The sequence below is a fragment of the Candidatus Villigracilis sp. genome, from assembly GCF_057083605.1.
Map to the genome: position 1 here is coordinate 63,258 of NZ_JBXMTI010000071.1, position 22,595 is coordinate 85,852.

Annotated in this window: 13 protein-coding genes and 1 pseudogene; 1 reads left to right on the top strand and 13 read right to left on the bottom strand. The window is 44.6% G+C overall.

The window, feature by feature from the left end:
- Positions 1-49: 49 nt before the first annotated feature.
- On the top strand, positions 50-514 hold the full coding sequence (locus AC14M5_RS11145) for an ATP-binding protein (RefSeq protein WP_484029743.1): 465 nt from the start codon (positions 50-52) through the stop codon (positions 512-514).
- Positions 515-1,073: 559 nt separating this feature from the next.
- Here AC14M5_RS11145 and AC14M5_RS11150 read toward each other — a convergent pair.
- The 13 genes and pseudogenes from AC14M5_RS11150 to AC14M5_RS11210 all read right to left on the bottom strand — a co-directional run.
- A complete protein-coding gene (locus tag AC14M5_RS11150) occupies positions 1,074-1,805 on the bottom strand; it encodes a 4'-phosphopantetheinyl transferase family protein (RefSeq protein WP_484029744.1) in 732 nt (243 codons plus the stop codon).
- A 14-nt stretch (positions 1,806-1,819) separates the two neighbouring features.
- On the bottom strand, positions 1,820-2,068 hold the full coding sequence (locus tag AC14M5_RS11155) for an MbtH family protein (protein ID WP_484029745.1): 249 nt from the start codon (positions 2,066-2,068) through the stop codon (positions 1,820-1,822).
- 44 nt (positions 2,069-2,112) lie between these two features.
- Complete coding sequence (locus AC14M5_RS11160) at positions 2,113-2,904, bottom strand: ABC transporter permease (RefSeq protein ID WP_484029746.1); 792 nt, start codon at positions 2,902-2,904, stop codon at positions 2,113-2,115.
- Entirely contained in the window at positions 2,905-3,699 is a 795-nt protein-coding gene (locus AC14M5_RS11165; RefSeq protein WP_484029747.1) for an ABC transporter permease, read from the bottom strand.
- A 3-nt stretch (positions 3,700-3,702) separates the two neighbouring features.
- Positions 3,703-4,683, bottom strand: coding sequence for an ABC transporter ATP-binding protein (locus tag AC14M5_RS11170; RefSeq protein WP_484029748.1), 981 nt, complete (start codon positions 4,681-4,683; stop codon positions 3,703-3,705).
- A complete protein-coding gene (locus tag AC14M5_RS11175) occupies positions 4,680-8,810 on the bottom strand; it encodes a non-ribosomal peptide synthetase (protein ID WP_484029749.1) in 4,131 nt (1,376 codons plus the stop codon). The genes AC14M5_RS11170 and AC14M5_RS11175 overlap by 4 nt, the downstream gene beginning before the upstream one ends.
- Positions 8,803-12,273 carry a non-ribosomal peptide synthetase gene (locus AC14M5_RS11180; protein WP_484029750.1) on the bottom strand — a complete coding sequence of 1,157 codons (3,471 nt, stop codon included), beginning with the start codon at positions 12,271-12,273 and terminating at the stop codon, positions 8,803-8,805. Before AC14M5_RS11180 ends, AC14M5_RS11175 begins: the two co-directional genes overlap by 8 nt.
- Positions 12,274-12,318: 45 nt before the next feature.
- A complete protein-coding gene (locus AC14M5_RS11185) occupies positions 12,319-15,615 on the bottom strand; it encodes a non-ribosomal peptide synthetase (RefSeq protein WP_484029751.1) in 3,297 nt (1,098 codons plus the stop codon).
- A gap of 65 nt (positions 15,616-15,680) precedes the next feature.
- Entirely contained in the window at positions 15,681-19,412 is a 3,732-nt protein-coding gene (locus AC14M5_RS11190; protein WP_484029752.1) for a non-ribosomal peptide synthetase, read from the bottom strand.
- 216 nt (positions 19,413-19,628) lie between these two features.
- Positions 19,629-20,159 (bottom strand): TubC N-terminal docking domain-related protein, encoded by a 531-nt coding sequence (locus AC14M5_RS11195; RefSeq protein WP_484029753.1) that lies wholly within the window; start codon positions 20,157-20,159, stop codon positions 19,629-19,631.
- 140 nt (positions 20,160-20,299) lie between these two features.
- Positions 20,300-20,716 carry a VOC family protein gene (locus AC14M5_RS11200; RefSeq protein ID WP_484029754.1) on the bottom strand — a complete coding sequence of 139 codons (417 nt, stop codon included), beginning with the start codon at positions 20,714-20,716 and terminating at the stop codon, positions 20,300-20,302.
- Complete coding sequence (locus AC14M5_RS11205) at positions 20,713-21,606, bottom strand: BtrH N-terminal domain-containing protein (RefSeq protein WP_484029755.1); 894 nt, start codon at positions 21,604-21,606, stop codon at positions 20,713-20,715. The genes AC14M5_RS11200 and AC14M5_RS11205 overlap by 4 nt, the downstream gene beginning before the upstream one ends.
- Before the next feature lie 762 nt (positions 21,607-22,368).
- Positions 22,369-22,595 (bottom strand): annotated as a pseudogene (locus tag AC14M5_RS11210) (hypothetical protein); the annotation flags it as partial.

Sequence of the window (22,595 nt, forward strand, 5' to 3'; positions counted from 1 at the left end):
TTCAAGAAAATTGCGCGAGAAGTATACAGTTTATTAAAGTACTACGACTATGTTAAATTACTTATCATACAGACCACTAGGACCGACCGGCACAGGCAAACCCTTCCTGGCCTGTGCCTTTGGAACCGCAGCAACTCGCAATGGGTTCACCGTGCGCTACCACCGCACGTCCCGCTTGCTTCACACTCTCACCCAGGTCCGCGTGGATGGCTCCTTGACCAGCATGCTGCGCGCTCTTGCTAGATGTAGCCTGCTGGTTCTCGATGATTGGATGCGAGATGCTATTTTGATCCAGAATGCACAGGATATTTTAGAAGTACCGGATGATCGTTTTGGACATACCGCCACTCTCATCGCTACCCAGGTTTCCATTCCAGAGTGGCATCGGCGCATCCCGGATCCCACCCTGGCAGATGCGATCCTCGACCGTTTCGTTCACAACACACATCGTATTGAACTGAAAGGAGAATCGCAAAGAAAAATTCGAGCAAAACGGACTATGGCGAACACTTAGAGTACAATTCCGAACACAGCGCTTTTTCCTCTCCCCACTGTGCGGCATGGCCCGGCTTACCTGTGCGATTTCACCGGCCTACGCACTTTCGCCCTCGGCAGTTACAGCGAAACAACTGGAGGCACATGGAAAAGTGTTGAAAAGGGGACAGCGAATCAAGTTCATATACATTGCCCCTCACCGGGCGTCTATGCCTGGGATTTGCCAAAACTGCCAGATATCAAGATAGTGGATCGGGAAAGATACAGAGATCTTCTCATCCGAGCCGTACAAGAAGTTCTATAACCCCTTGGCGTAACAGAAATAATACTCAAAGATTGGTTGATCAGCCGTGCAGGTTATCTGGCACCACCCGGCCTGTTCCCCTATAGAGATCCAGAGAGAATTGCGCTACCGCTCTTGGCAGATGTGCGACACCTACGCCTTGGTTCCTGTTGAACCTTATCAAAACTTCCCGAACACTCTTTTCGCAGCGGTCTAAGATTCAAAACGTTTTGAACAGAAGCTTCTCAGATCACAGAACAAATTAGCAATTTGCGATCCAATAGATCTTCTCTACTCACAAATCAAAGAAATACCTAATATTAAGATAGTTTTCTTCTCCTTGGACGGCAAAAGAAGCTTGGTATTCTTTCAGAGGTCTAAACGAATGAATAATCCAGCCGGCTATAGGCTGTGGTTCCACGTCTAAATTAATAATCTCAGGCAAGCTTTGCTCGATTGAGATATCGAATCTTAATCCATGGGATATTCCCAGTCCCTTAGCCTTCAAATATGCCTCCTTTCGAGTCCATAAGTAGTAAAATGCCTCTAGCCTCTCACTTTCAGGGAGTTTATTGATTAATTTATTCTCATTTTTTGAAAAATAACGCGATACTATCGTTGTAAGATCATCGATGGGACGAATATACTCAATGTCAACACCAATCTCCCAGCCGATTGTCACAGCATAAAGTACAAATCCATTTGAGTGAGTCAAGTTGAACTGAAGCCCAGAATGCTCGAAGCCTTTGAGCAGACTAGGTTTCCCATGTAAGCCATACTGAAACTGCACATTGTTTGGCGGGCCGCTCAGATAGCGTGCCATAATAGTTCGCAAAGTCCCTCTGCTCACAATAAAATTCCTTCGATCCTGTTCAAAACGAAAACGGTCTGCCCGATCAGCCTCGTCCTTTGATAAATACCTATACAATCCTTCTACACGTTCACCGGGCTGCTCAACCGAGGTAGTCCATAAATGAATATGATGTCTGGAGAGTGTTAGGTCAGAAATGCTATATTTCTTTAGCATTATGGTGAATAGTCTCAATCTACTTGTTCATGAATTGAGATTGCGCCCGTGCTGTTTGAGTCCATTTTTTTTCGCAAACTCAGCGGCCTCATATCAGTCCAAACAGACTTGATGAATTCTAGACATTCTTCCTTTGTGCCTGTCTTGCCAACATCGCTCCAACCAGCGGGATTGGTGCGATCAACCAGCCAAATCGAATACTGTTCTTCATGATTGGCAACAACTTTATAGGTGTTCGTATCATCATTTTCATCTTGAAACATAGTTCGCTCCTGAGTGTCAAATATATTTTCGGATGAAGTTAATGTTATACAAGCTCAAAACTTCCTTTTTGCCGTGTCGCACGTAGACGATAACCAAAGGTTAGCCAGGCTAGCGTGCCATAGATGATCGCAATCAAGACTTCCTTGCCAACCAGAGGCAACACACTCGAGTATACTGCCCCATCGATCACCGCTCGGACTGCAAGCAGCCCATGAGTCACTGGCAATATGTTGCCTAGCATTTGCGCAAGTGGAGGCAAAGCACTGAGGGGAATATTGACTCCACAAAGAAAGACCATCAAATAGGCGAGCCAGTTGCAGATCATGTATCCCCAGCGTATTGGAAGTGAAATGGCTCCTATCAACCACCCCAGTGCACTTGCGGAGGCAATCGTGATCAGGATAATGGGTGCCGATCTTAATAAATCAATCGCAGAAATATGGATTTGGAGAATAGGGGCAAGAACAGCGAACAAGAGTGTGGTACTGAAAAGTGCTTCACCGTAATCTGCCATACCTTTCCCCAGCATCATGGGAAGCCAATTAGAAGGAGATGCTATTAAATACTGAAATGTATTGTTCCATTTCTCTGATTCGATCACTACTTCCATGGAGAGCATGACCATAAAAACTGAGGTCTGAATTGCGTTTCCGATCAGGGCAAAGCGCGCTAACTGCTCACCACCAGCTGCCTTGGCTAATAACACAAAGAAATGAGACTGCAACAGTATTCGAGGTACGCGAAAGCCAAGAAAGACAGTCGGGGTCAGTTCCACCAAGTAGTTCGACCAGGATGCTCGTGCACCACTCCAGAAGAGCCGAAAATTTGCATTCATTTACCATTGCTCCAATGTGCCTGCGCGAAGGGCTAAATATTCCACCCGCTTGTAAAGTACTCCTGCGATGATGAGATAAATAATTGATAAACCAATGATCCAGGCATAGTTGACGAACATGTTCTCACCTACATGAAATGCTGCCTGGTTCAGAACAATGTTCCCCCAAGTAGGAGTAAGGAGATTTGAAAGCGGACGCGCCCAAAACGGCAATAAGGTTAGCGGTATGGATAAGCCCGAAAGGATATAAACCGGAAAATTTGCCACCGAGACAAATTCGCCTGCATTACGAGTGAGGATAAATACGGATCCGAAGATCAGCCCAAGGCAAGTGATCGAGAATACGATAAAAACCAGCCCTGTAAAAAAGGCTATGGGATCTGCTATACCGATCGGCAAACGAAATACTACAATGCCAGTAGCAAATGTAATTCCCATGGTAAGAATGGATGTGAGCGCATTCGCAAAGCTCTTGCCGAGCAAGATCAGAGGCAAAGAGGTCGGTGTTACCATGACTAAAGAAAGTGTGCCAAGCCTCCGCTCTCTCCGAATAATCTCACTCGAGGTGAATAGGTTGTTATTCCAGATGGAAATGAGACCTGTCCCAGTGACTGCATACAGGCCAAGATCAGGTTTATTTCCGTAGAGATAGGTACTGACCGAGATTAAAGTAAATATGACCGGTTGAAAAAGCAGGGTGGCGACAAAAGATTGCGAGAGGGAATTTTCCTTTGCTTGAAGGATAAACGAGTTCCAGATGATCCTAAGTATTGCTCTGAAAGTGTTTTTGTTCATGCTTTATGCCTTGATGGATTCGCCTTCCATCAACTTAACATATGCATCTTCCAGCGTAGGCTGTCGAGTTACGACCTTGCGTACCTGCACTCCATTCAGGATACCCATAAACTCCTGAATCAGTTCTGCCCCAGCCGGAGCCTGGATCTGTAGAAGTTGTGTTTGATCAAGCCGTTCTATATTCACTGCCTCGACGCATGGATGTGCCTTAATTTTTTCAATCAACTCGACAGGGATGCCAAAACACTCGATCTCAACAACTTCAAGATTGGCAACAAGCTTCTTTAGAGCGGAAGGTGTATCCACGATGACGATTCTGCCTTTGTTGAGGACAGCCACGCGATCACAAAGAGCGTCCATCTCAAACATATAGTGGGAAGTGAGGAAAACTGTTTTTCCCGCCTTCTTTAAACCCAGGATCATTTCCCTCATATCGCGGGCGGCAACCGGATCCAGCCCAATCGTGGGTTCATCGAGGAAAAGCAATTCAGGATCATGGATTAGTCCTCGGGCAATATGTAAGCGCTGTTTCATTCCGCGAGAGTAACCCTCAATGCGCTCATTGGCTCGATCGGTCAATCCAACCATTTCAAGGAGTTCGGGAATTCTCTTTTTGGATATTTCTGGCGGCATCTTATAGAGATCAGCAAAGTACCGCAAATTATCACGTCCCGATAACCGCCAGTACAAACCGCGTTCGCCCCCGAAAACCAGCCCAATCCTCGGGCGGATTTTTTTGGCATCCTTTACCACGTCCAGCCCAAAGACTTTTGCTGAACCAGCAGATGGAAGAAGGATGGTTGCCAATATTCTGGTAATCGTGGTCTTGCCTGCGCCATTTGGGCCAAGTAATCCGAAGAGTTCACCGGAGCGAATCGATAGATTCACACTTTCTAAGGCGACGATTTCTTTAGATTTTCGTCGAATAATGCCGGTTGTAGTTTGGTAAACTCGCCTTAGGTTCTCGGTGGACAATATGATCATTGTAATTTCCTCAATACTGTGAGTATAGAAGGCCTAAATTTTTCTGCAAGAAGTTGAACGTGAGGTTCCAACATAATCGTATAGTGATTGCCAGGAACCCAGTCAACATCTATCTTACCATTGGCCAATTGATTCCAGCCTAATGTACTGTCAGATCCTTTCAATTGATGATCAATTGCTCTAAAAAGAGTGATATTTTGAGAAAAAGATCTTGGAGAGTAGCACGATAAAGCCCGCTGGTTGGCCGTATAGACGTCAAAGAATCTTTCTATTTCATGTGCAGTAATAGAAAGCGGCAGTGCTCTTTCTCTGTGCGCGCGGTCAACAACAAACTGAATCCTTTCGGAGGGGGCGAGCGAGTATAGTTCTTCAGAAGATATTGTGGAGCACCCACTTAAATTCACAGACAAGTCGTTAAAGAAACTGACTAACATTTGAACTTCATCTTCTATCAACGCATAATAACCAGGCAGAGGCGCGCCACTGTCAATGAGCGCCAAGAATACTATTTCACAACGCTGCTGTTTCAACTGTCGAGCCATTTCAAAAGCCACTACCCCTCCCATCGACCATCCGCAAAGTAGATATGGTCCATCCTGTTGAATAGAGCGAATTGCCGCAATATAGGACGCGGCTATTTCTTCGATACGATTCGAAGGTGCCTGTTTGCCATCCAAGCCAAGTGCCTGCAGGCCATAAAAGGGCTGTTCTAAGTTAAGATAATCAGCAAGTTTGGTATAACAAGAGCTGTTTCCACCGGCGGGGGGTACACAAAAGAAGGCTGGTTTTGCTTCACCACGCTTGATTTTAACAATTGGTAACTGATTTATCATCGGCTCATTGCGCTGTAACGAGTCGGCCATTTGACGAATGGTCGCATTTCGAAAGAACTCTGATAACGGAATACCCTTGTTGAAAGATTGCTTGACTCTAGTTATTAATTCAACAGCCAATAATGAATGTCCTCCTATATCGAAAAAATTATCATCTATACCTATTCTTTCTAGACGAATTAAATTCATCCATATTTCTGCCAAAGCTAATTCAACCGGAGTCTCAGGAGGGATAGACCACTGTCCTTGTTCTAATAAACTTACATCGACAGCCGACAACGCCTTTCGGTCAACCTTCCCATTATTCGTCAGGGGAAATGTGTCCAACCTGACAATCTGAGAAGGAACCATGTAGGTAGGCAGATGTTTCCTCAGGTATTGACGTAATTCTGTGCTACTCGCGGCGTAGCTATCATTAGCAATAAAATAAGCAACTAACCGCTTATCATCTTGCTGGTTCTCTTGGAGCAATGCTACGGCGGAAGTGATGCCCGGATATTTCACCAAGATCGTTTCAATCTCACCAAGTTCAATGCGATAACCACGCACTTTGACTTGATCATCTATACGCCCTAAGTATTCGAGATCGTGTCCTGACCGGAAGCAAGCTAAGTCGCCGGTTCGATATAACCTCCCTCCAGTTCGGTCACGAAATGGATTTGGTATAAAACGCTTTTGGGTTAGCTCTGGACGGTTAAGATAACCGCGTGCTAGGCCAGCTCCCCCGACATAAATCTCCCCAGGCAACCCAACAGGAGCCAGTTGTTGGTTAGGATCAAGAAGATAAATCTGCAGATCCGGGATCGGGCAACCGATTCTGCTCCCCCCCGACAGGTTTACGTCTTCAATCGTGAGCGGCCGGTAGGTTACATGGACGGTCGTTTCAGTAATCCCATACATATTAATCAATTCGGGCCGTTTGTCACCATACCACTCGAACCAAGTTTTCAAGCGTTGGAAATTAAGGGCTTCGCCACCAAAAATCACATAACGTAATACAAGTTCCCTGGGCCTGATTCTAGGATCAGCCGCATCTGCGAACTGGTAAAAAGCTGATGGCGTCTGGCATAGGACAGTGACCCCCTCTTTGCAGACCAAGCGAAAAAAATCACTCGGGGAACGGCTGATGAGATATGAAACAATCACCAATCTTCCGCCATAGATTAGCGCACCCCAGATCTCCCATACAGAGAAATCGAAAGCATAGGAATGGAACAGTGTCCAAACATCGTTTTCTCCAAAATGGAACCAACTTTCTGTAGAGTAAAACAGACGTGCCATGTTGCCATGAGTCGACATCACTCCTTTAGGCGTTCCAGTTGACCCTGAAGTGTAAATCACATAAGCTAGATTGTCCCAAATTGTTTGACAAGGGGGGTTGTAATCAGGAAATGAAGCTCTACTTCGTGTGTCCTCTTCCCGGTCAAGGCAGATGATCTTTGTTTCACCTAGAGGCAGTTCAGGTAAAAGATGCTGCTGAGTAAGCACTAGTGCAACAGCACTATCCTGAATCATGAATTGTAATCGTTCCTTTGGGTAAGCGAGATCAAACGGCACATATGCACCACCTGCCTTGAGAATTCCTAAGATGCCCACAATCATTTCTAGGGAACGCTCCACACAGATTCCCACCAGCACTTCTGGACCTATACCCAACTTCTGCAAATAATGGGCCAGTTGATTCGATCGTTGATTTAACTCGCGGTATGTCAACTGTTGATTTTCAAATACCACGGCCACAGCGTCTGGGGTTCGCTCCACTTGTTCCTCGAACAACTGATGGATACACTTCTCATGAGGATAATCTACTCGTGTCTCATTCCATTCCATCAGAATCTTATGTCTTTCCTGCTGTGTCAAAATGGCAAGTTCTGCAATGCGGCACTCTGGATCCGCTACGATCCCTTCCAACAAGACTTGCCAATGCCCTGCCATGCGCTCGATTGCATCTTTTTCAAATAGGTCTGTGCTGTATTCTATTGTCCCGGCTAACCAATTATTCGTTTCCCACATATTGAGACTAAGATCAAACTTAGATGTATGATTCTCCACTGGCCATGAGTGAATATTGATTCCCGATAACTTCAATGGATGTCGAGAAGTATTTTGCAGTATGAAGGCAATCTGGAACAAGGGATTATGATTGAGTGCCCGTTCTGGTCGTAGTTCTTCTACGAGCTTTTCAAATGGAAGATCCTGATGATCATAAGCACTCAACGCTGTATCCTTCACTTGTTGTATTAGCGCTCGGAAGTTCATAGTCGCAGAGAGTCGCGTGCGCATCACGAGAGTGTTGACAAAAAATCCGATCAATCCTTCAAGTTCCGGACGGGTACGACCAGCAATTGGGGCCCCCACCACAATATCCTCCTGGCTTGTATAACGGTAGAGCAACACATCAAATGCCGCTAACAATGTCATATATAGTGTGCATCCCTCTCGCTGCCCCAACTCCTTGAGTTTTTCACTTAATTCAAGTGGCAACACAAATTGTACTTCTCCCCCTTCATAACTAAGCTCGGGAGGTCGATGCTTGGCAATTGGCAGTTCTAGCAGTACAGGAATGTCAGCAAGTTGCTGTTTCCAATAATTCAACTGCTTCTCTAACACGTCCCCTCGCAGCCATTCCCGCTGCCACATGGCATAATCTGCATATTGAATGGGCAAATTGGAAAGAGGAGAAGGTCTTCCTGCTGCATACGCTTCATACAAAGCCATCACTTCTCGATTGAATATCCCCTCAGACCACCCATCAGAGATAATGTGGTGCATCACCGATACCATCACATGGTCTTCCTCACCTAACTTTAGTAAACTTACTCGAAATAGTGGGCCCTGACTTAAATCGAATGGCTGCCTAAATTCATCCTTCAACAGTCGCTTGACTTCCAATTGCTGTTCCTTCAATGACGGTCCTCTAATATGTACCACCGGTAACGGTATAGTCAAAGTGGGCGCAATTATTTGTAACGGGCGCCCATCTCTCGCAACAAAGTGAGTTCTCAACACCTCATGACGTCGCACTATCTCGTTCAGGCTACGCTCCAAAGCATGCACATCCAATCGGCCTTGTAGGTACCGCGCACTGAAAATGCTGTAAACAGATCTGCCCGATTCCAATTGGTCTATAATCCATAAACGCTCCTGCGCAAATGAAAGCAGACAATCCGAGCCAAAACGTGGACGGATTGTTTCACTCTTAGAATTCATGGGATTTACGCCCTGTAATCGCTGCTGCAGTAAGTTGTGTTTTGCCTGCGAAAGTTGTGCTTGACGAAATTTCCTGTCACTCATTTTTATTACCCTTGTCTGTCCAATCTGGGCTATCGGACCATTGACGGGATAAGTGAAATGCCTCTTCTTCCGGAAGCGCTTCTATTTCTTCCAAAAGTATGTCCTCTATACGTTGCCCCATTTCAGCAATTGTGGGTGTCTCAAACATAGTTCGAAGAGGAAGATGAACGCCGAAGGTTTTGTGCACACGAGAAACAACCTGACCTGCCAATAAAGAGTGTCCACCCAATGCAAAGAAGTTATCGTGAATCCCAACTGTCTGTAAACCCAATATGTCGACCCAAATCCGAGCAAGCATCTGCTCCGTTTCATTTCGGGCAGCAATAAACTCATTTCGTGTATCTGATATACCTGAAGTCGGTGATGGCAATAGTTTGCGATTTATTTTTCCACTCGGAGTTAATGGTATATCATTCAATTGTATAAAAAAAGAGGGGATCATGTATTCAGGTACTTTTGATCTCAAGAACTCCCGTAAGTCATTAACTACGATAGTCTCTCCAGGCTGTGGGATGAAATACGCCAGTAAACGTTTGCCACCAGAACTATCTTCACGGACCGCTGCAACATTTTCGTGGATTCCAGGATATTGGGCCAGAATGGATTCGATCTCGCCCAACTCAATCCGATAGCCACGTACTTTCACTTGGTTATCCATACGCCCTAGAAATTCAATGTTGCCGTCTTGCAAATAACGCGCTAAATCGCCAGTAAAATATAGTCTTTCTCCTTCTTCATTACTGAATCCATTGGGAATGAACTTTTCTGCCGTAAGACCGGGTTGTTTAAAGTATCCTTGGGCTAAGTTAACCCCACCAATGTACAGTCCGCCAACTACGCCAACTGGGACAGGAGTTAAGAATTGATCTAAGAGATAGATTTGTACATTAGCAATGGGCTTACCGATAGGAGGTAGCAACGTGCACTCATCAAGCGAATCTGGTAGGGTAAAAGCCGTGGCTACATGTGTTTCCGTTGGACCATAGTGATTGTACAGTTTACAGCCCGGAAGTCTCTGAAACCAACTCTTAATGGCGGGTGTGATCTGCAATTGCTCGCCCGCAGTAATAATTTCCTGTAAACATGGCCAGCTTTGGTCCCGAGCTACGGCAAATTCTGCAAGGTTCTGCAAAACTATGAAGGGCACAAAAATGCGCTCAATCGCTTGATCGACTATAAAATCTAACAATTCCTCCATATTGGTGTGTGATGCTTCAGAGATTAAGAACAGAGTCCCTCCGGAACAAATAGTTGAAGCAATTTCCTGAAAAGAGACATCAAAGCTTAGCGAAGCAAATTGCAGAGTTTTTAGTCCCGGTTTAGTCTCTTCGAGTTGCCATTTCAGTAGATTCGTTAGAGGTCTGTGTGACATAGCAACTGCCTTTGGGTTGCCAGTTGACCCAGAGGTATAAATCAAGTATGCCAAATTTTCTGGCGACGCGTTACTACATGGATTCTCGACCTCTTCTCCTGAAAACTTGTTCCAATCATCTACAGATAGTAAATTGCTTCTACCCTCTGCAAAAATGTTTGCCATCCGCTGTTGTGTCAGCAAAACAGTTGTTTCCGAATTGGTCATCATGTACCGGAGGCGTTCTGGAGGATAAGTGGGATCTAATGGAACATAAGCCCCACCGGCTTTGAGAATGCCCAATATGCCTACGATCATCTGTATAGAACGTTCCAAACACACTCCTACCAACTTCTCTGGCCCCACACCACATTTTTGTAGATGATGAGCGAGCTGATTTGCTCTCTGGTTAAGCTGGCGATACGTCAGACTCTCACCTTCAAATACCACTGCCACAGCATCAGGCGTCCGCTGCTCTTGTTCTTCAAATAATTCATGGACACACTTATCGGTATGATAATCAATATCTGTATTATTCCATTCCACCAGAATCTGATATCTCTCTTGCTCGGTGAGGATAGGCAGTTCTGAAATGCGACACTCTGGATTTGTCGCAATCCCCTCCAAGAGAGTTAGCAGGTGACCCACCATGCGTTGGATTACATCTCTTTCAAATAAGTCCGTGCTGTACTCAAAAGCTCCTGATATCGCTTGAGCAGCATCCCAAATGAAAAGGCTAAGATCAAATTTTGCCGTTTTGCTCTCACTCCTCCATGGGCTCGTTTTCAAAGTCAACACTTCGATGGGTGTTCGAGGATTACTCTCTAATATAAAGGCAATCTGGAAAAGCGGATTATGGTTAAGTGCTCTGTCTGGACGCAATTCTCGTACCAACATCTCAAAAGGCAGATCCTGATGATCATAAGCATCTAAAGCAGTGCTTTTCACTCGCTGCATGAGCTCTCTAAAACTCATGTGCGCACTAATCTGTGTGCGCATTACCAACGTGTTGAGAAAAAAACCAACCAGTTTCTCTAGCTCCGGATGAGTACGACCAGTGATGGGCGTGCCTACAACAATATCTCCTTGAGTTGTATAGCGATAAAGCAGCACATTGAAAGCTGCCAGCAAAGTCATGTAGAGTGTACACCCCTCTTTCTGACTCAATTGCTTGAGCCTTTCGCTTAACTCAACCGGCAAAAGAAACGGCAGATACTCACCTCTGTAACTAAGTTTAAGGGGCCGAGGTTTGGCGATTGGCAATTCAAGGAGAGGAGGCATCCCAGCTAGTTGTTTTTTCCAATAATGCAATTGCTCTTCCAATACTTCCCCTTCCAACCACTCTCTTTGCCAAGCAGCGTAATCTGCATATTGAATCGGAAGTTCTAATAGAGGGGAGGGTCTCCCTGCCAAAAATGCGTCGTACAATGCCATCAACTCGCGATTAAATACTCCATCTGACCAATCGTCAGAAATTATGTGGTGCATCACCAATACCATCACATAGTCTTCTTCGCCTAATCTGAGGAGGATGACTCGTAATAGAGGACCTTGAGCTAAATTGAAAGGTCGCCTAATCTCCTCAGATACCAATCGCTTTGCCTCTAATTCTCGGTCATCATCAGGAAGTGGTCTAAGATCTATCAATGGCAATGGTATAGTCAGAGTAGGAGAAATTACTGGCGATGGTTGTCCATCCAATGTTACAAAATGAGTTCGCAACACCTCATGACGTTTTATCAGTTCCGTCAGGCAACGTTCCAGGATCAAACAATTTAGTTCGCCTTGAATATGAACAGTAATAGGGATATTGTAAATAGATCCATTGGGTAATAGCTGATCCAGTAGCCACATTTGCTCTTGGGCAAATGAGAGAGTTATGGATTTTGAACGAGAAACCGGTAATATTGAACGATGCTTCCCACTTTTATTGATCTCCACCTTACTAAGAAACTCAATGAGTTCTTTTTTCTTTGCAATGATGGTTTCTTGTATTGCTGAAGTCAAAACGCCCTTAGGAGCGCTGTATCGTAATCGCCCGTCTTCCAGCCAGACTCTAATATCTAAATCTCGTAGAGAAGCGAAAAGTTCAGCTAAGTCGTTTGATATCATAAGTCTCTTCCAGTTGATGCAATAATTCAGACAAGATTATGGATGTCATAATTCACCACTTTCACGTTGCCCGCGATTTTCTCCAAGAGCATTATTGGTGTCTCTTTTGCTCTTAGCAACCCATTGTATCGCCTCTATTGTATTAGCAAGTTCAGCTACAGTTGGAGACTCAAACATCGTTTTTAGCGGTAAATCAATTTGGAATTCAGTGCGGATCGAGGAAATAACGCTCATTACTAAGAGAGAATGACCGCCTAATTCGAAGAAGTTATCGTGAACACCCATTTGTTCTACGGCTAGCTTCTGTTTTATTATTTCTACTAACCGCTTTTCGATAATAGTATCCGGGACCGCAGAAGATGGCTCCCGCTCTGACATATCCGTATCTGGTATAGGCAAGGACCTTCGATCTAGTTTTCCGTTTGGCGTAAGAGGTAAAACGGGCAACAAAACGATTGAAGCGGGTATCATATATCTTGGCAGGTATTCTCTTAGTCGCTCTTGTAATGACACTGCAAAGATCCTACCATCGCTCTCATCGGTTTTACCGTTATGAGGCACTACATAAGCTATTAGACGAGGTTCATTGTCAGGCCCCTTGTAAACCAAAACCGCAGCATTTTGCACACCGGGATAAGAAATAATTTGCGATTCAATCTCGCCCAGCTCAATTCGTAAGCCGTGAATTTTTATCTGAAAATCCACCCTCCCCAAGAATTCTAAAACGCCTGTGGATAAATACCGTCCGAGATCGCCGGTCTTGTACATCCGTGCACCTGGGTCAGACGCAAATGGGTCTGGATAAAAAACAGCAGCTGTTTTATAAGGATCGTGTAAATAACCTCGTCCCACGCCCTCACCGCCTACGTAGATTTCACCAATAACGCCAGCGGGTACAGGTTGTTGAAATTGATCAAGCACATAAATTCTTAAGTTTGCTATGGGACAGCCTATAGGTGTGCGCACATAGACATGTGATGATTCAACTCGATAATGAGTGACATCATCAGAGCATTCTGTCGGCCCATAGGCATTTAAGAGAGGAATTCCTTCATAACAGTTCGACCATCTTCTGCATAATTCCATAGGCAAATCTTCCCCTGTCACAATTAGCCAGCGGAGACATTTCAAATTCGGGCGCTCAATAGGATTGAGTGGTTCTAATTGGGAATCAAGTATTAGGCGTAATAATGCTGGAACGGTTTCCCAAATAGTAATCGCATGTTTTTCCAAAGAACGTACCAATCGATTTGGATCAAGAGCTACTTCGTCTTTGAAGATTTGAACTTGCCCACCTACAAGTAGTGGGACAAGGAACTGCCATACAGAGATATCGAAATACTGAGGGGCCGTTTGAGCCATTTTATCGGAGGCACTTATGTTTAAATCAGAGATTTTGGCATAAAGGTGATTTAGCATCCCGCGGTGCTCGACCATTGCCCCTTTCGGTATTCCGGTTGAACCTGATGTAAATATCACATAAGCTAAATTGCTAGTAGTGCAACGAGTAGATAGGTTGGTAGTTTCTCCAGCTTTCTCAAGGATATCTTCCAAAATCAGAATTTTTATCCCCTTTTCTCCCGTCTGGTCACAAATCATCTGGGACAGATGAGCCCCATGTTGGCGGGCCACTAGAATTAGACGAGCCCGACTTACTTCCAAAACTGTTTGCAGGCGTTGCTTCGGGTGATTTAGATCCAAAGGTAGATAAGCACCGCCAGCTTTAAACACTGCTAATATCGCTACTAAGTATAAAATACCACGCTCAAAGTAAAATCCCACCAAGTCATCTGCACCAATATTATTCACACTCAAGCAATGTGCCAGAATGTTAGCTTGTTTGTTTAGTTCTTGGTAAGTAAGGCATTGGCCTTCACATCCTGCCGCGATGGCGTTGGGAGTTCTCTGAACTTGCTCTTCAAACAACTGGTGAAACAGCTTCTCACGAGGATAATCAGCTTCAGTTTGATTCCACTTCGATATGCCTTGCCGTTCCATCTCTGTCAGAATCGGAAGCTTCCAGATAGGACTTTCCGCATCTGATACGATCCCTTGCAGTAAAACTTGCCAATGTCCAATCATTCGCTGGACCACATCTGCTTCAAACAGATCCGTGCTATATTCTAATATTCCTGCTAAACCATTACTCGTTTCCCACATGTTGAGGCTAAGATCAAATTTAGATGTATGATTCTCCACTGGCCATGAGCTAATTACTAAACCCTGTAAGTCAAGAGATACATTAGGAGCATTTTGTAAAGTAAATTCGATTTGAAATAGTGGATTCCAATTTAGGGAGCGCTCGGGCGCCAACTCTTCTACTAACTTTTCAAACGGCAAATCTTGATGGGCATATGCATCTAATGTAGTTTCTCTCACTTGATGCAACAAATCAAGAAAAGTAAGCCCTACAGAAAATCGCGTCCGCAATACCAATGTGTTGACAAAAAAACCAATCAACGCCTCCAATTCAGCGCGGTTGCGACCGGCCGTCGATGTGCCTATCAAAATATCCGTTCTACCTGAGTAACGATTAAGCAATACGTTAAATGCTGTTAACAAAGTCATATAAAGCGTGCAACCCTCTCGTTGACTTAAACGCTTGAGAGCAATACTCAGAGAATATGGGAGTTTAAATGACAGGACATCTCCTTTATAATTAGGAACCGTGGGGCGCGATTTCATAATCGGTAATTCAAATACGGGAGGTATCCCGGCCAGTTGTCCTTTCCAGTATGCCAATTGCTCTTCAAGAGCGTCCCCCTGCAACCATTCCCTTTGCCACACAGAATAATCGGCATACTGGATTGGGAGTTCGGGAAAAGGGGAGGATTTCCCGGCTAGGAAAGCGTTATATAAGGACATCAACTCACGAATGAATACTCCCATAGACCATCCATCTGTAATAATGTGATGCATCACCAATACGAATGTATAGACACGTGCATCCAATTTATACAAGACGACTCGCAACAGTGGTCCACGGGTCAGGTCAAAAGGCTGTTCTACCGCCTCGACTGCCAACCGTTTTGCCTCTATTTCACGTTTAGCTGCTGGATGCCCTGTCAAATCCACAACCTGGATTGCTAATGCAAGGAACGGTAGAATAATCTGGATTGGTTCATCATTATCATCAACTGCAAAAGTAGTACGCAGCGACTCGTGTCGGTTTATGATCTTGTCAACACTTTTTTGTAAGACCGAAATATTAAGCCCGTTTTCTATATGGAAAGCAGTGTACATGTTATAGGCAGAATTATTCGGCTCCAATCTATCAAGAAACCATAACCGCTGTTGAGAAAAGGACATCGGAAAAACAAAAACTTCTTTTTCAGCGTCCATTTACACACTTCTCCAAATAAGTAATCGTTATAGCATGCAAGATGTACCTACGGATTCTCCGCTCGCTACGATCTTATACGCCTTGCCGTTCTAGGAAGTTTAGTCAGAGAGTATTGCGGCAAAGAGGTATCGTCAACATCGACTTTCTGACAATCCAGTTGTTTTGCCAACTCATAAATCGTGGGGAAGTCAAAGATATTTCGCAAGGGTAAATTCACTTTAAAAGTGACCCCTACATGGTATAACACCTGAACTGCATTCAATGAATGTCCCCCGAGTTCGAAGAAATTATCGTGAATTCCCACCTGTTTAATCCCTAATACCTGTGACCAGATTTGCATTAATTTCTCTTCGGTAAGGGTCTGAGGGGCAATGTATTCCTCTTCCAGAGATGGACGAGCATGGTCCGGCACCGGTAGAGCATTCCGGTCGATTTTGCGATTCGGCGTGAGTGGTATGCTGGGAACGAACACGAATGTCGAAGGCACCATATAAACGGGCAGCATCTCTTTCAGATAATTGCACAGCGCACTGATGGAAGGCGTCGGTTCGCAATTGGCGACAAGATAAGCGACAAGCTGTTTATTACCGGGTACGTCTTCCCTTGCTATTACAACGGCATCCTTTATGTTGATATGTTGCTGCAAGGCAGCCGCAACTTCACCCGGTTCAATACGGTAACCGCGAATTTTGAACTGATGGTCTGTTCGGCCTAAAAATATTATGTTTCCATCAGGCAGGTAACGGGCCAAGTCTCCCGTCTTATATAGGCGCTCGCCCGGGTTATCGCTGAACGGATTGGGAATAAATTGCTCTTGGCTAAGCTCTGGCCTACCCAGGTAGCCTCGACTCAGTCCATCGCCCCCAATATATAAATTGCCGGGGACCCCCACTGGCACTGGCTGGAGCTGCGAGTCCAAGAGATATATTTTCGTATTGGCAATTGGACGCCCAATCGGGATCGCGCCATCTGCGTGAATTACCCGATGCGCCGTTGACCAAATAGTAGTCTCGGTCGGTCCGTAAAGATTCCAGAGAGTATCGCCCTTATCCATCAGCTGCAGGGCCAGATCTCGGGACAAATTTTCTCCGCCGCATAACATCTTCAGGCCAGGCGTACCTTGCCACCCCGCGAGTAGAAGAATTTGCCAACTGCTTGGTGTAGCCTGCATTACCGTCACATGCCCTTCTTTTAATCGCGACAGTAATAGATGTCCGTCAGTAACTTCCGTTTGGTTCGCCAGAAGGACCTTTGCCCCCACCATCAAAGGAAGATACAATTCCAGCGCAGCAATATCAAAAGATAGAGTAGTTATAGAGAGGAGGGTGTCTTCCGCCGTCAACTTCAACTCGCCTTGTACGCCGGTCAGAAAATTCACCACACTGTGGTGGGTAACCTGTACGCCCTTTGGCATGCCTGTCGATCCCGAGGTATAAATCACGTAAGCAAGATTGCCTGGCAGACAACTTGGGAGCGGATTAGCGGTTGTTTCAAGGTGTATCGCTTGCTTGTCACGATCAACACCTACTACACTCAAGTTTTCCATCTGCAAAGACAAAAGGCGGGATTGTTGAGTTATCACCACAGACAGGTCAGTATCCTGCAACATAAATTCCAACCGCTTGATGGGAAGTGCTGGATCTAATGGTACATACGCCCCACCTGCTTTCAAGATGCTAAGAAGACCAATTACCATTTCCAGCGAGCGCTCCATGTACACACCTACCAATGTCTCAGGGCCTACCCCTAGCTTCCGCAAATAATGAGCCAATTGGTTGGAACGCTCATTTAGCTCCTTATAAGTGAGTTGTTGATTCTCAAACACAACTGCTACTGCATTTGGGGTTAGCTTAACTTGCTCTTCAAACAACTCATGCAAACACATATCTTGCGGATACTTGATTTTTGTATCGTTCCATTCAAATAGAAGCTGATGCCGCTCCGCCTCAGTCAGTAATGGTATTAGCGACACTTTTTGCTGAGGATCACTTGCTATTCCCTCTAATAGAACTTCAAAATGTTTTAGCATCTTATTGATCGTGGTGTCATCAAATAAGTCCGGATCATATTCAGCTGTTCCCTGTAATCCATGGGACGTATCCCATACGTAAAGTGTCAAATCAAACATAGCCGCTCGGATGCTAGGCACCAGAAATAAACTTCGTGTTAGCCCTGACCATTGCAGATCACTAATCTCGTCTTGTGGCAAATTTTGAAAAGCAAACATCACTTGAAAAAGAGGCGAATTGCTTACGTCCCGTCTGGGTTGTAACAAATCCACTAACTGCTCAAAAGGGACATCCTGATGAACATATGCATCCAATGTAGTTTGACGCACTCGCTGCAACAGTTCTACAAAACTTGGATTACCACCAAACTGAGTGCGTAAAACTGATGTATTAACGAAGAAACCAATGAGACTGCTTATTTCAGTATTTGTTCGACCCGCAATAGGCGTGCCCACGCAGAAATCATCTTGGCCTGTATATCTATACAGGAGAGTTTGGAATGCTGCAAGCAGTAATATAAATAATGTTACATTTTCATGGCGGGCTAAAGCTATTAGTCTATCACTTAATGTCTTTGCAAAATGAAATTGCTGCCGCGCGCCGTGGCCAGACTGCCTCACTGGACGGGGTCGGTCCATAGGTAACTCTAGCACTGGAGGTACATCACCCAATTGACGCTTCCAGCAAGCTAAGTGAGTTTCCAGAACTTTATCTCGTAGCCATTCACGCTGCCATAAAGCATAATCTGCATATTGAATAGTTAGTTCTGGTAAGGGAGATGGCTGTCCATGACAAAAAGCATTATATAGTTGCGCCAATTCCCGTTTGAAGATTGCCATAGACCAACCGTCCGTAACCATGTGATGCATAGTTACAGCTAAAATATGCTCGTCAGAGGCTAACTCAACCAAAACTGCGCGGAATAAGGGCCCAGTGGACAAGTCAAATGGCCGATCTGTTTCCTCAGCTACAATCTTACGAGCGCACCGTTCACTCTCTGATTTGGGAAGGTTCTGCAAATCGATTATCTTTATTCGAAAAGTAATCGGAATTGCAATCAATTGGGTGGGCTCTCCATTGACTGTTGGAAAGGATGTTCTTAGAACTTCATGACGTCGTATTATTTCGGTGAGTGCCCATTCCAAAGCCCCAACATTGAGCGAGCCTACCAATCGACTTATCGATGGAATGTTATAAGCCGTAGCCCTTTCCGGCTCCAATTGATTCAAAATCCACAACCGCTGTTGGGCTAATGAGAGCGCCAAAGGCGCTATCCGGTCCGCTCGTCGCAGTGGCGGCATATGAAAGCCATTAAGAGTTTCATCCTTCGAAACTGCATAGGCATCATCAACTATGAGTGCCAGTTCTGCAATAGTCTGGTATCTAAAAATATCTGTCGGATGCAGTCTTAGGCCAGACTGGTCAGCCGAAGCCACAACTTGCATCGCAAGAAGAGAATCTCCGCCCAATTCAAAGAAATTGTTGTGCACTCCTATTTCGCTGATGTGCAATACTTGGGACCAAATCTGCACCAGCTTGTTTTCTGTAGGCGTCTGTGGAGGCGTAAAAGCAGATTGGGTGTCTTGAGGCGCTGACAGAACAGCTCTGGCAATCTGCCCATGCAGGCCACCTAGCAAGTTGACCAATTCAGTTTTATGTGCGAGCACCTCAGCGCGTAGATCAGGTGTTAAGATCCCTTTTGGCGCACTGTAACGCAGCTGGTCGCCATCTATCGCCAAGCTAACACCCAGTTCATAAAGCTTTGCCAATAACTCGACTGCCGTCATAGGGAATCGTCCTTTACACAGATAGTAGACATTTGACGTAGATTCAATCTAGCAAGTTTCACTTTACGATCATAGCGGCAACAGTTTACCCTTTGGTCAATATATAGCAGGACTTCTTACAATTAATGCTTTTGCTAATTCACTACAGATTCGCCAAAGGTCTCTGAGTAGGTATAGAAGGCGTTACACAAATTGGGCATGAGGCAATTGGGCTCATCAAATTACCTGTCTGCATCCTAGGTTCAGAGATAGTGAGTAATGATGAAAATCGTTAGATGAGTTTTCTGCTCGGCTCCTATCAAGCGCATCTAATGCCGCCGCAACTTTTGAAATAGTCTGAAATTCGAATAGGTGATGGGCAGCAAGTGATAATCCCAACTGAGTGACCCTAGCAGTAATCTGCATTGCCAACAAGGAGTCGCTGCCCAAATCGAAGAAATCGTCATGAATCCCAACATATTCAATCCCGAATACCTTGGACCAGAGTTGCGCTAGTTTTTCTTCAGTTAAAGTTTGCAGGGCAACAGAGACCGTCTCTGAATCATGAAAAAAAGCGACGGCTCCAGTATTGAACGGATTTTGAGCGCCTAGCAGGAATTCTCTTATCTCCGCCTTGTGCTCAACTAATTGTTTGCGAAGGGTAGGTGTCAAAATTCCTTTGGGGGCACTATAGCGCAAATAATTCCCTTCTACCCAAAGATTGATGCCCGATTTGCGAAGATTATTAATAAACTCTGAAGTACCCATTCAACGACCTTTCAGAAAAATAATTACCAGTTGATTCATGCACGAGTTTCTCCAACTTGAGCTAGTATTCTGTCAGCCGTGAATTGATGGGTGACAGATACCTGTTTTACGAGTAAACCGCCGATTTTTTACCCATCATTTTATGCTTGACACACTACTAGTTCAATTAAGCCACAAGTTGGAATAAGAAGGAACAAAAGAGGCGATTGAGCACGCGGAACTGGCCTGGCAACTACTTTGTATTTGATCTTGAGCTTCTTAAGTTGGCGCAAGGCCTCTTCTAAATCATCACAACGATAGCAGACGTGATAAGTTCCTGGGCCTAACCGATTAAGATAAAAGATGCATGGCGATTTTTCATTCAGTGGGGCAACTAATTCTATGACCGTACCCGCCCCATGACAGAAGACTACATTTACGTTCAACGCCGGATTATGGAGAATCTCACTACAAGCAAACCCTAACCGACAGTATAGCTGGCGGGCTGTAGTAATATCCCATACAGCTATACCTACATGGTCAAACTGCCAATTGAGCGATAACAATTTAGTCGTCATAAATAACCTTGATCGTAGTCTGTCAGAGTTCGCAATATGTAGCTGAAGAGTTGGCGTTCCTGTTGTTCTAGTTCAATGATTCGATATACAATCTGCTTCATAAGATTTTTTTCCTGTGCGTGGATAGCTGCACCAAAGCGCAGACCAACGGCTCTCCACGAAGGAATGATCATGGAAAATAGTTTATCTAAATGGGAAGTAAGGCCGCTAGACAGGGCAGGAGGTTTAGAAGTGGAGATCATCCTTTTTAACCAATAACGGGAATTTCCAATCGCGGTCACTTGAGCAGATAACTCAAGTAACTTGGTTGACGACTCAGCGAAATCCACATTAGTTAGCTCTTCTAAGTACTTAGAGAATAATAATATGCCTTCGAGCCCCAGTCGTTGGTTATCATGACCGTTGAATTCGTTTGGAATCTTTTGACCAAGCATATATTCACAACTTTCCTGAATCATTTCGTACACTTGGACAGCAGACAGGGTATTCCATTTGAGTTCAGGTACAAAGAAGAAACGAGGGTTTAAAGCAATTGGAGAGAATAAACCAGCGTGTACTACATTTGCATCTAACCAACCCTTGTAGTGATAATATGGAGATACGATGTAGTATTGATTCTCACGATAATTGAAAATGTCTACGTAATGAATAATATGTAGATGCTTGTAATGGGATGTGTGTGGCAGAAAGTACATATCAACTGGCAAACAAACTGGAATTCCGCTATTTAGCTTATTAACTAACTGTTGTCGGAATGTGATTTCGTCAACCACTGGAATAGACTTAAGTTCTAGGCCGTGAATACGTTGCCATTCGTATTGGAGTGAGTAAATTCTTGGATAAAGCGTATTCTTATCATAATCCCATACCAAATAGGTGTGTGTGGACATTAGGAACAACTCATTTGGCAGACCCATACACAAAATTATATTCATGATAGACGATTCAAAACAGTCATAATAGGGACTGGGATATCGATCATGTTCCATTTTAGTATTGTCCAATATCTGATCTATAGACAGAGTAGTTTAGCAAGGTGTTTGATGGTTGAACTGCTCATGCAACACCTTGCCTAGCAAGCTCAGATGCTAAAGCATTGCGATTCTAACCCTTGCTACGTCCTTAAATATTTAAGGACGATTTTCGCAAGAAGGCCAGTCTGCGAAAAAGAGGGTTGAATGAATAGACTCAACACTTATCTATAAGTTGCCATAATGTATTCTTACCCAAACAGCTTCAGAACGGCTAGTTGAGTATTCGGCCCTGCAGTTGCGTGCAGTGCTTCTCTATGGGGGCGGGCACTTAAGGTTGTTCCAATGCGCCTCTTCTCGGATTACCATCCATTTTTCAGGCGGGTGAATAGAATGCTTAATCTGAGAGCATAGCTCGACATGGATTGTGAGACTAAATATACTTCACCATCCATTTTAGGAATGGTAAGACGCATAAAACCATAATTCACAAATCATTATTCTGAGTAACCCTAAAACTAGTGTCTGACTTAGGAAGAGTTTGATCTATCCTAGCATCCACTTAACGATCTAATTGCTCTCATCTTAAGATCTAAAAGCAATTGAAAGGGACCATGAAACCTCCGTTTCATGAATCATGAATCATGCATCATAAGCGACGAACTTACGTTTGTTTCTCATCTAGGCCACTCTAAACAACGGCAAAGGGACATTGTCGCTAGAAGACTTAGCCTGATCAATATCGACTGTCGGAAAATGCGCACGATCATAGACATCGTAAAGCTTTACCTCTAATTCGGCTGGATATTGAATGAGAACCCCTGATTCAGGAACTGTGGAACGGGTAATCACAAACCTGTAATTTTCTCCCGGATTTACTCGGTAGCCCATTGGATTCTCACGGTTAC

Coding starts and splice junctions, on each gene's coding strand:
- AC14M5_RS11200 (WP_484029754.1), bottom strand. CDS start 20,716: ATGACGACTAAATTGTTATCGCTCAATTGGCAGTTTGACCATGTAGGT.
- AC14M5_RS11145 (WP_484029743.1), top strand. CDS start 50: ATGTTAAATTACTTATCATACAGACCACTAGGACCGACCGGCACAGGC.
- AC14M5_RS11160 (WP_484029746.1), bottom strand. CDS start 2,904: ATGAATGCAAATTTTCGGCTCTTCTGGAGTGGTGCACGAGCATCCTGG.
- AC14M5_RS11185 (WP_484029751.1), bottom strand. CDS start 15,615: ATGGACGCTGAAAAAGAAGTTTTTGTTTTTCCGATGTCCTTTTCTCAA.
- AC14M5_RS11190 (WP_484029752.1), bottom strand. CDS start 19,412: ATGACGGCAGTCGAGTTATTGGCAAAGCTTTATGAACTGGGTGTTAGC.
- AC14M5_RS11205 (WP_484029755.1), bottom strand. CDS start 21,606: ATGTCCACACACACCTATTTGGTATGGGATTATGATAAGAATACGCTT.
- AC14M5_RS11175 (WP_484029749.1), bottom strand. CDS start 8,810: ATGAGTGACAGGAAATTTCGTCAAGCACAACTTTCGCAGGCAAAACAC.
- AC14M5_RS11150 (WP_484029744.1), bottom strand. CDS start 1,805: ATGCTAAAGAAATATAGCATTTCTGACCTAACACTCTCCAGACATCAT.
- AC14M5_RS11195 (WP_484029753.1), bottom strand. CDS start 20,159: ATGGGTACTTCAGAGTTTATTAATAATCTTCGCAAATCGGGCATCAAT.
- AC14M5_RS11165 (WP_484029747.1), bottom strand. CDS start 3,699: ATGAACAAAAACACTTTCAGAGCAATACTTAGGATCATCTGGAACTCG.
- AC14M5_RS11155 (WP_484029745.1), bottom strand. CDS start 2,068: ATGTTTCAAGATGAAAATGATGATACGAACACCTATAAAGTTGTTGCC.
- AC14M5_RS11170 (WP_484029748.1), bottom strand. CDS start 4,683: ATGATCATATTGTCCACCGAGAACCTAAGGCGAGTTTACCAAACTACA.
- AC14M5_RS11180 (WP_484029750.1), bottom strand. CDS start 12,273: ATGATATCAAACGACTTAGCTGAACTTTTCGCTTCTCTACGAGATTTA.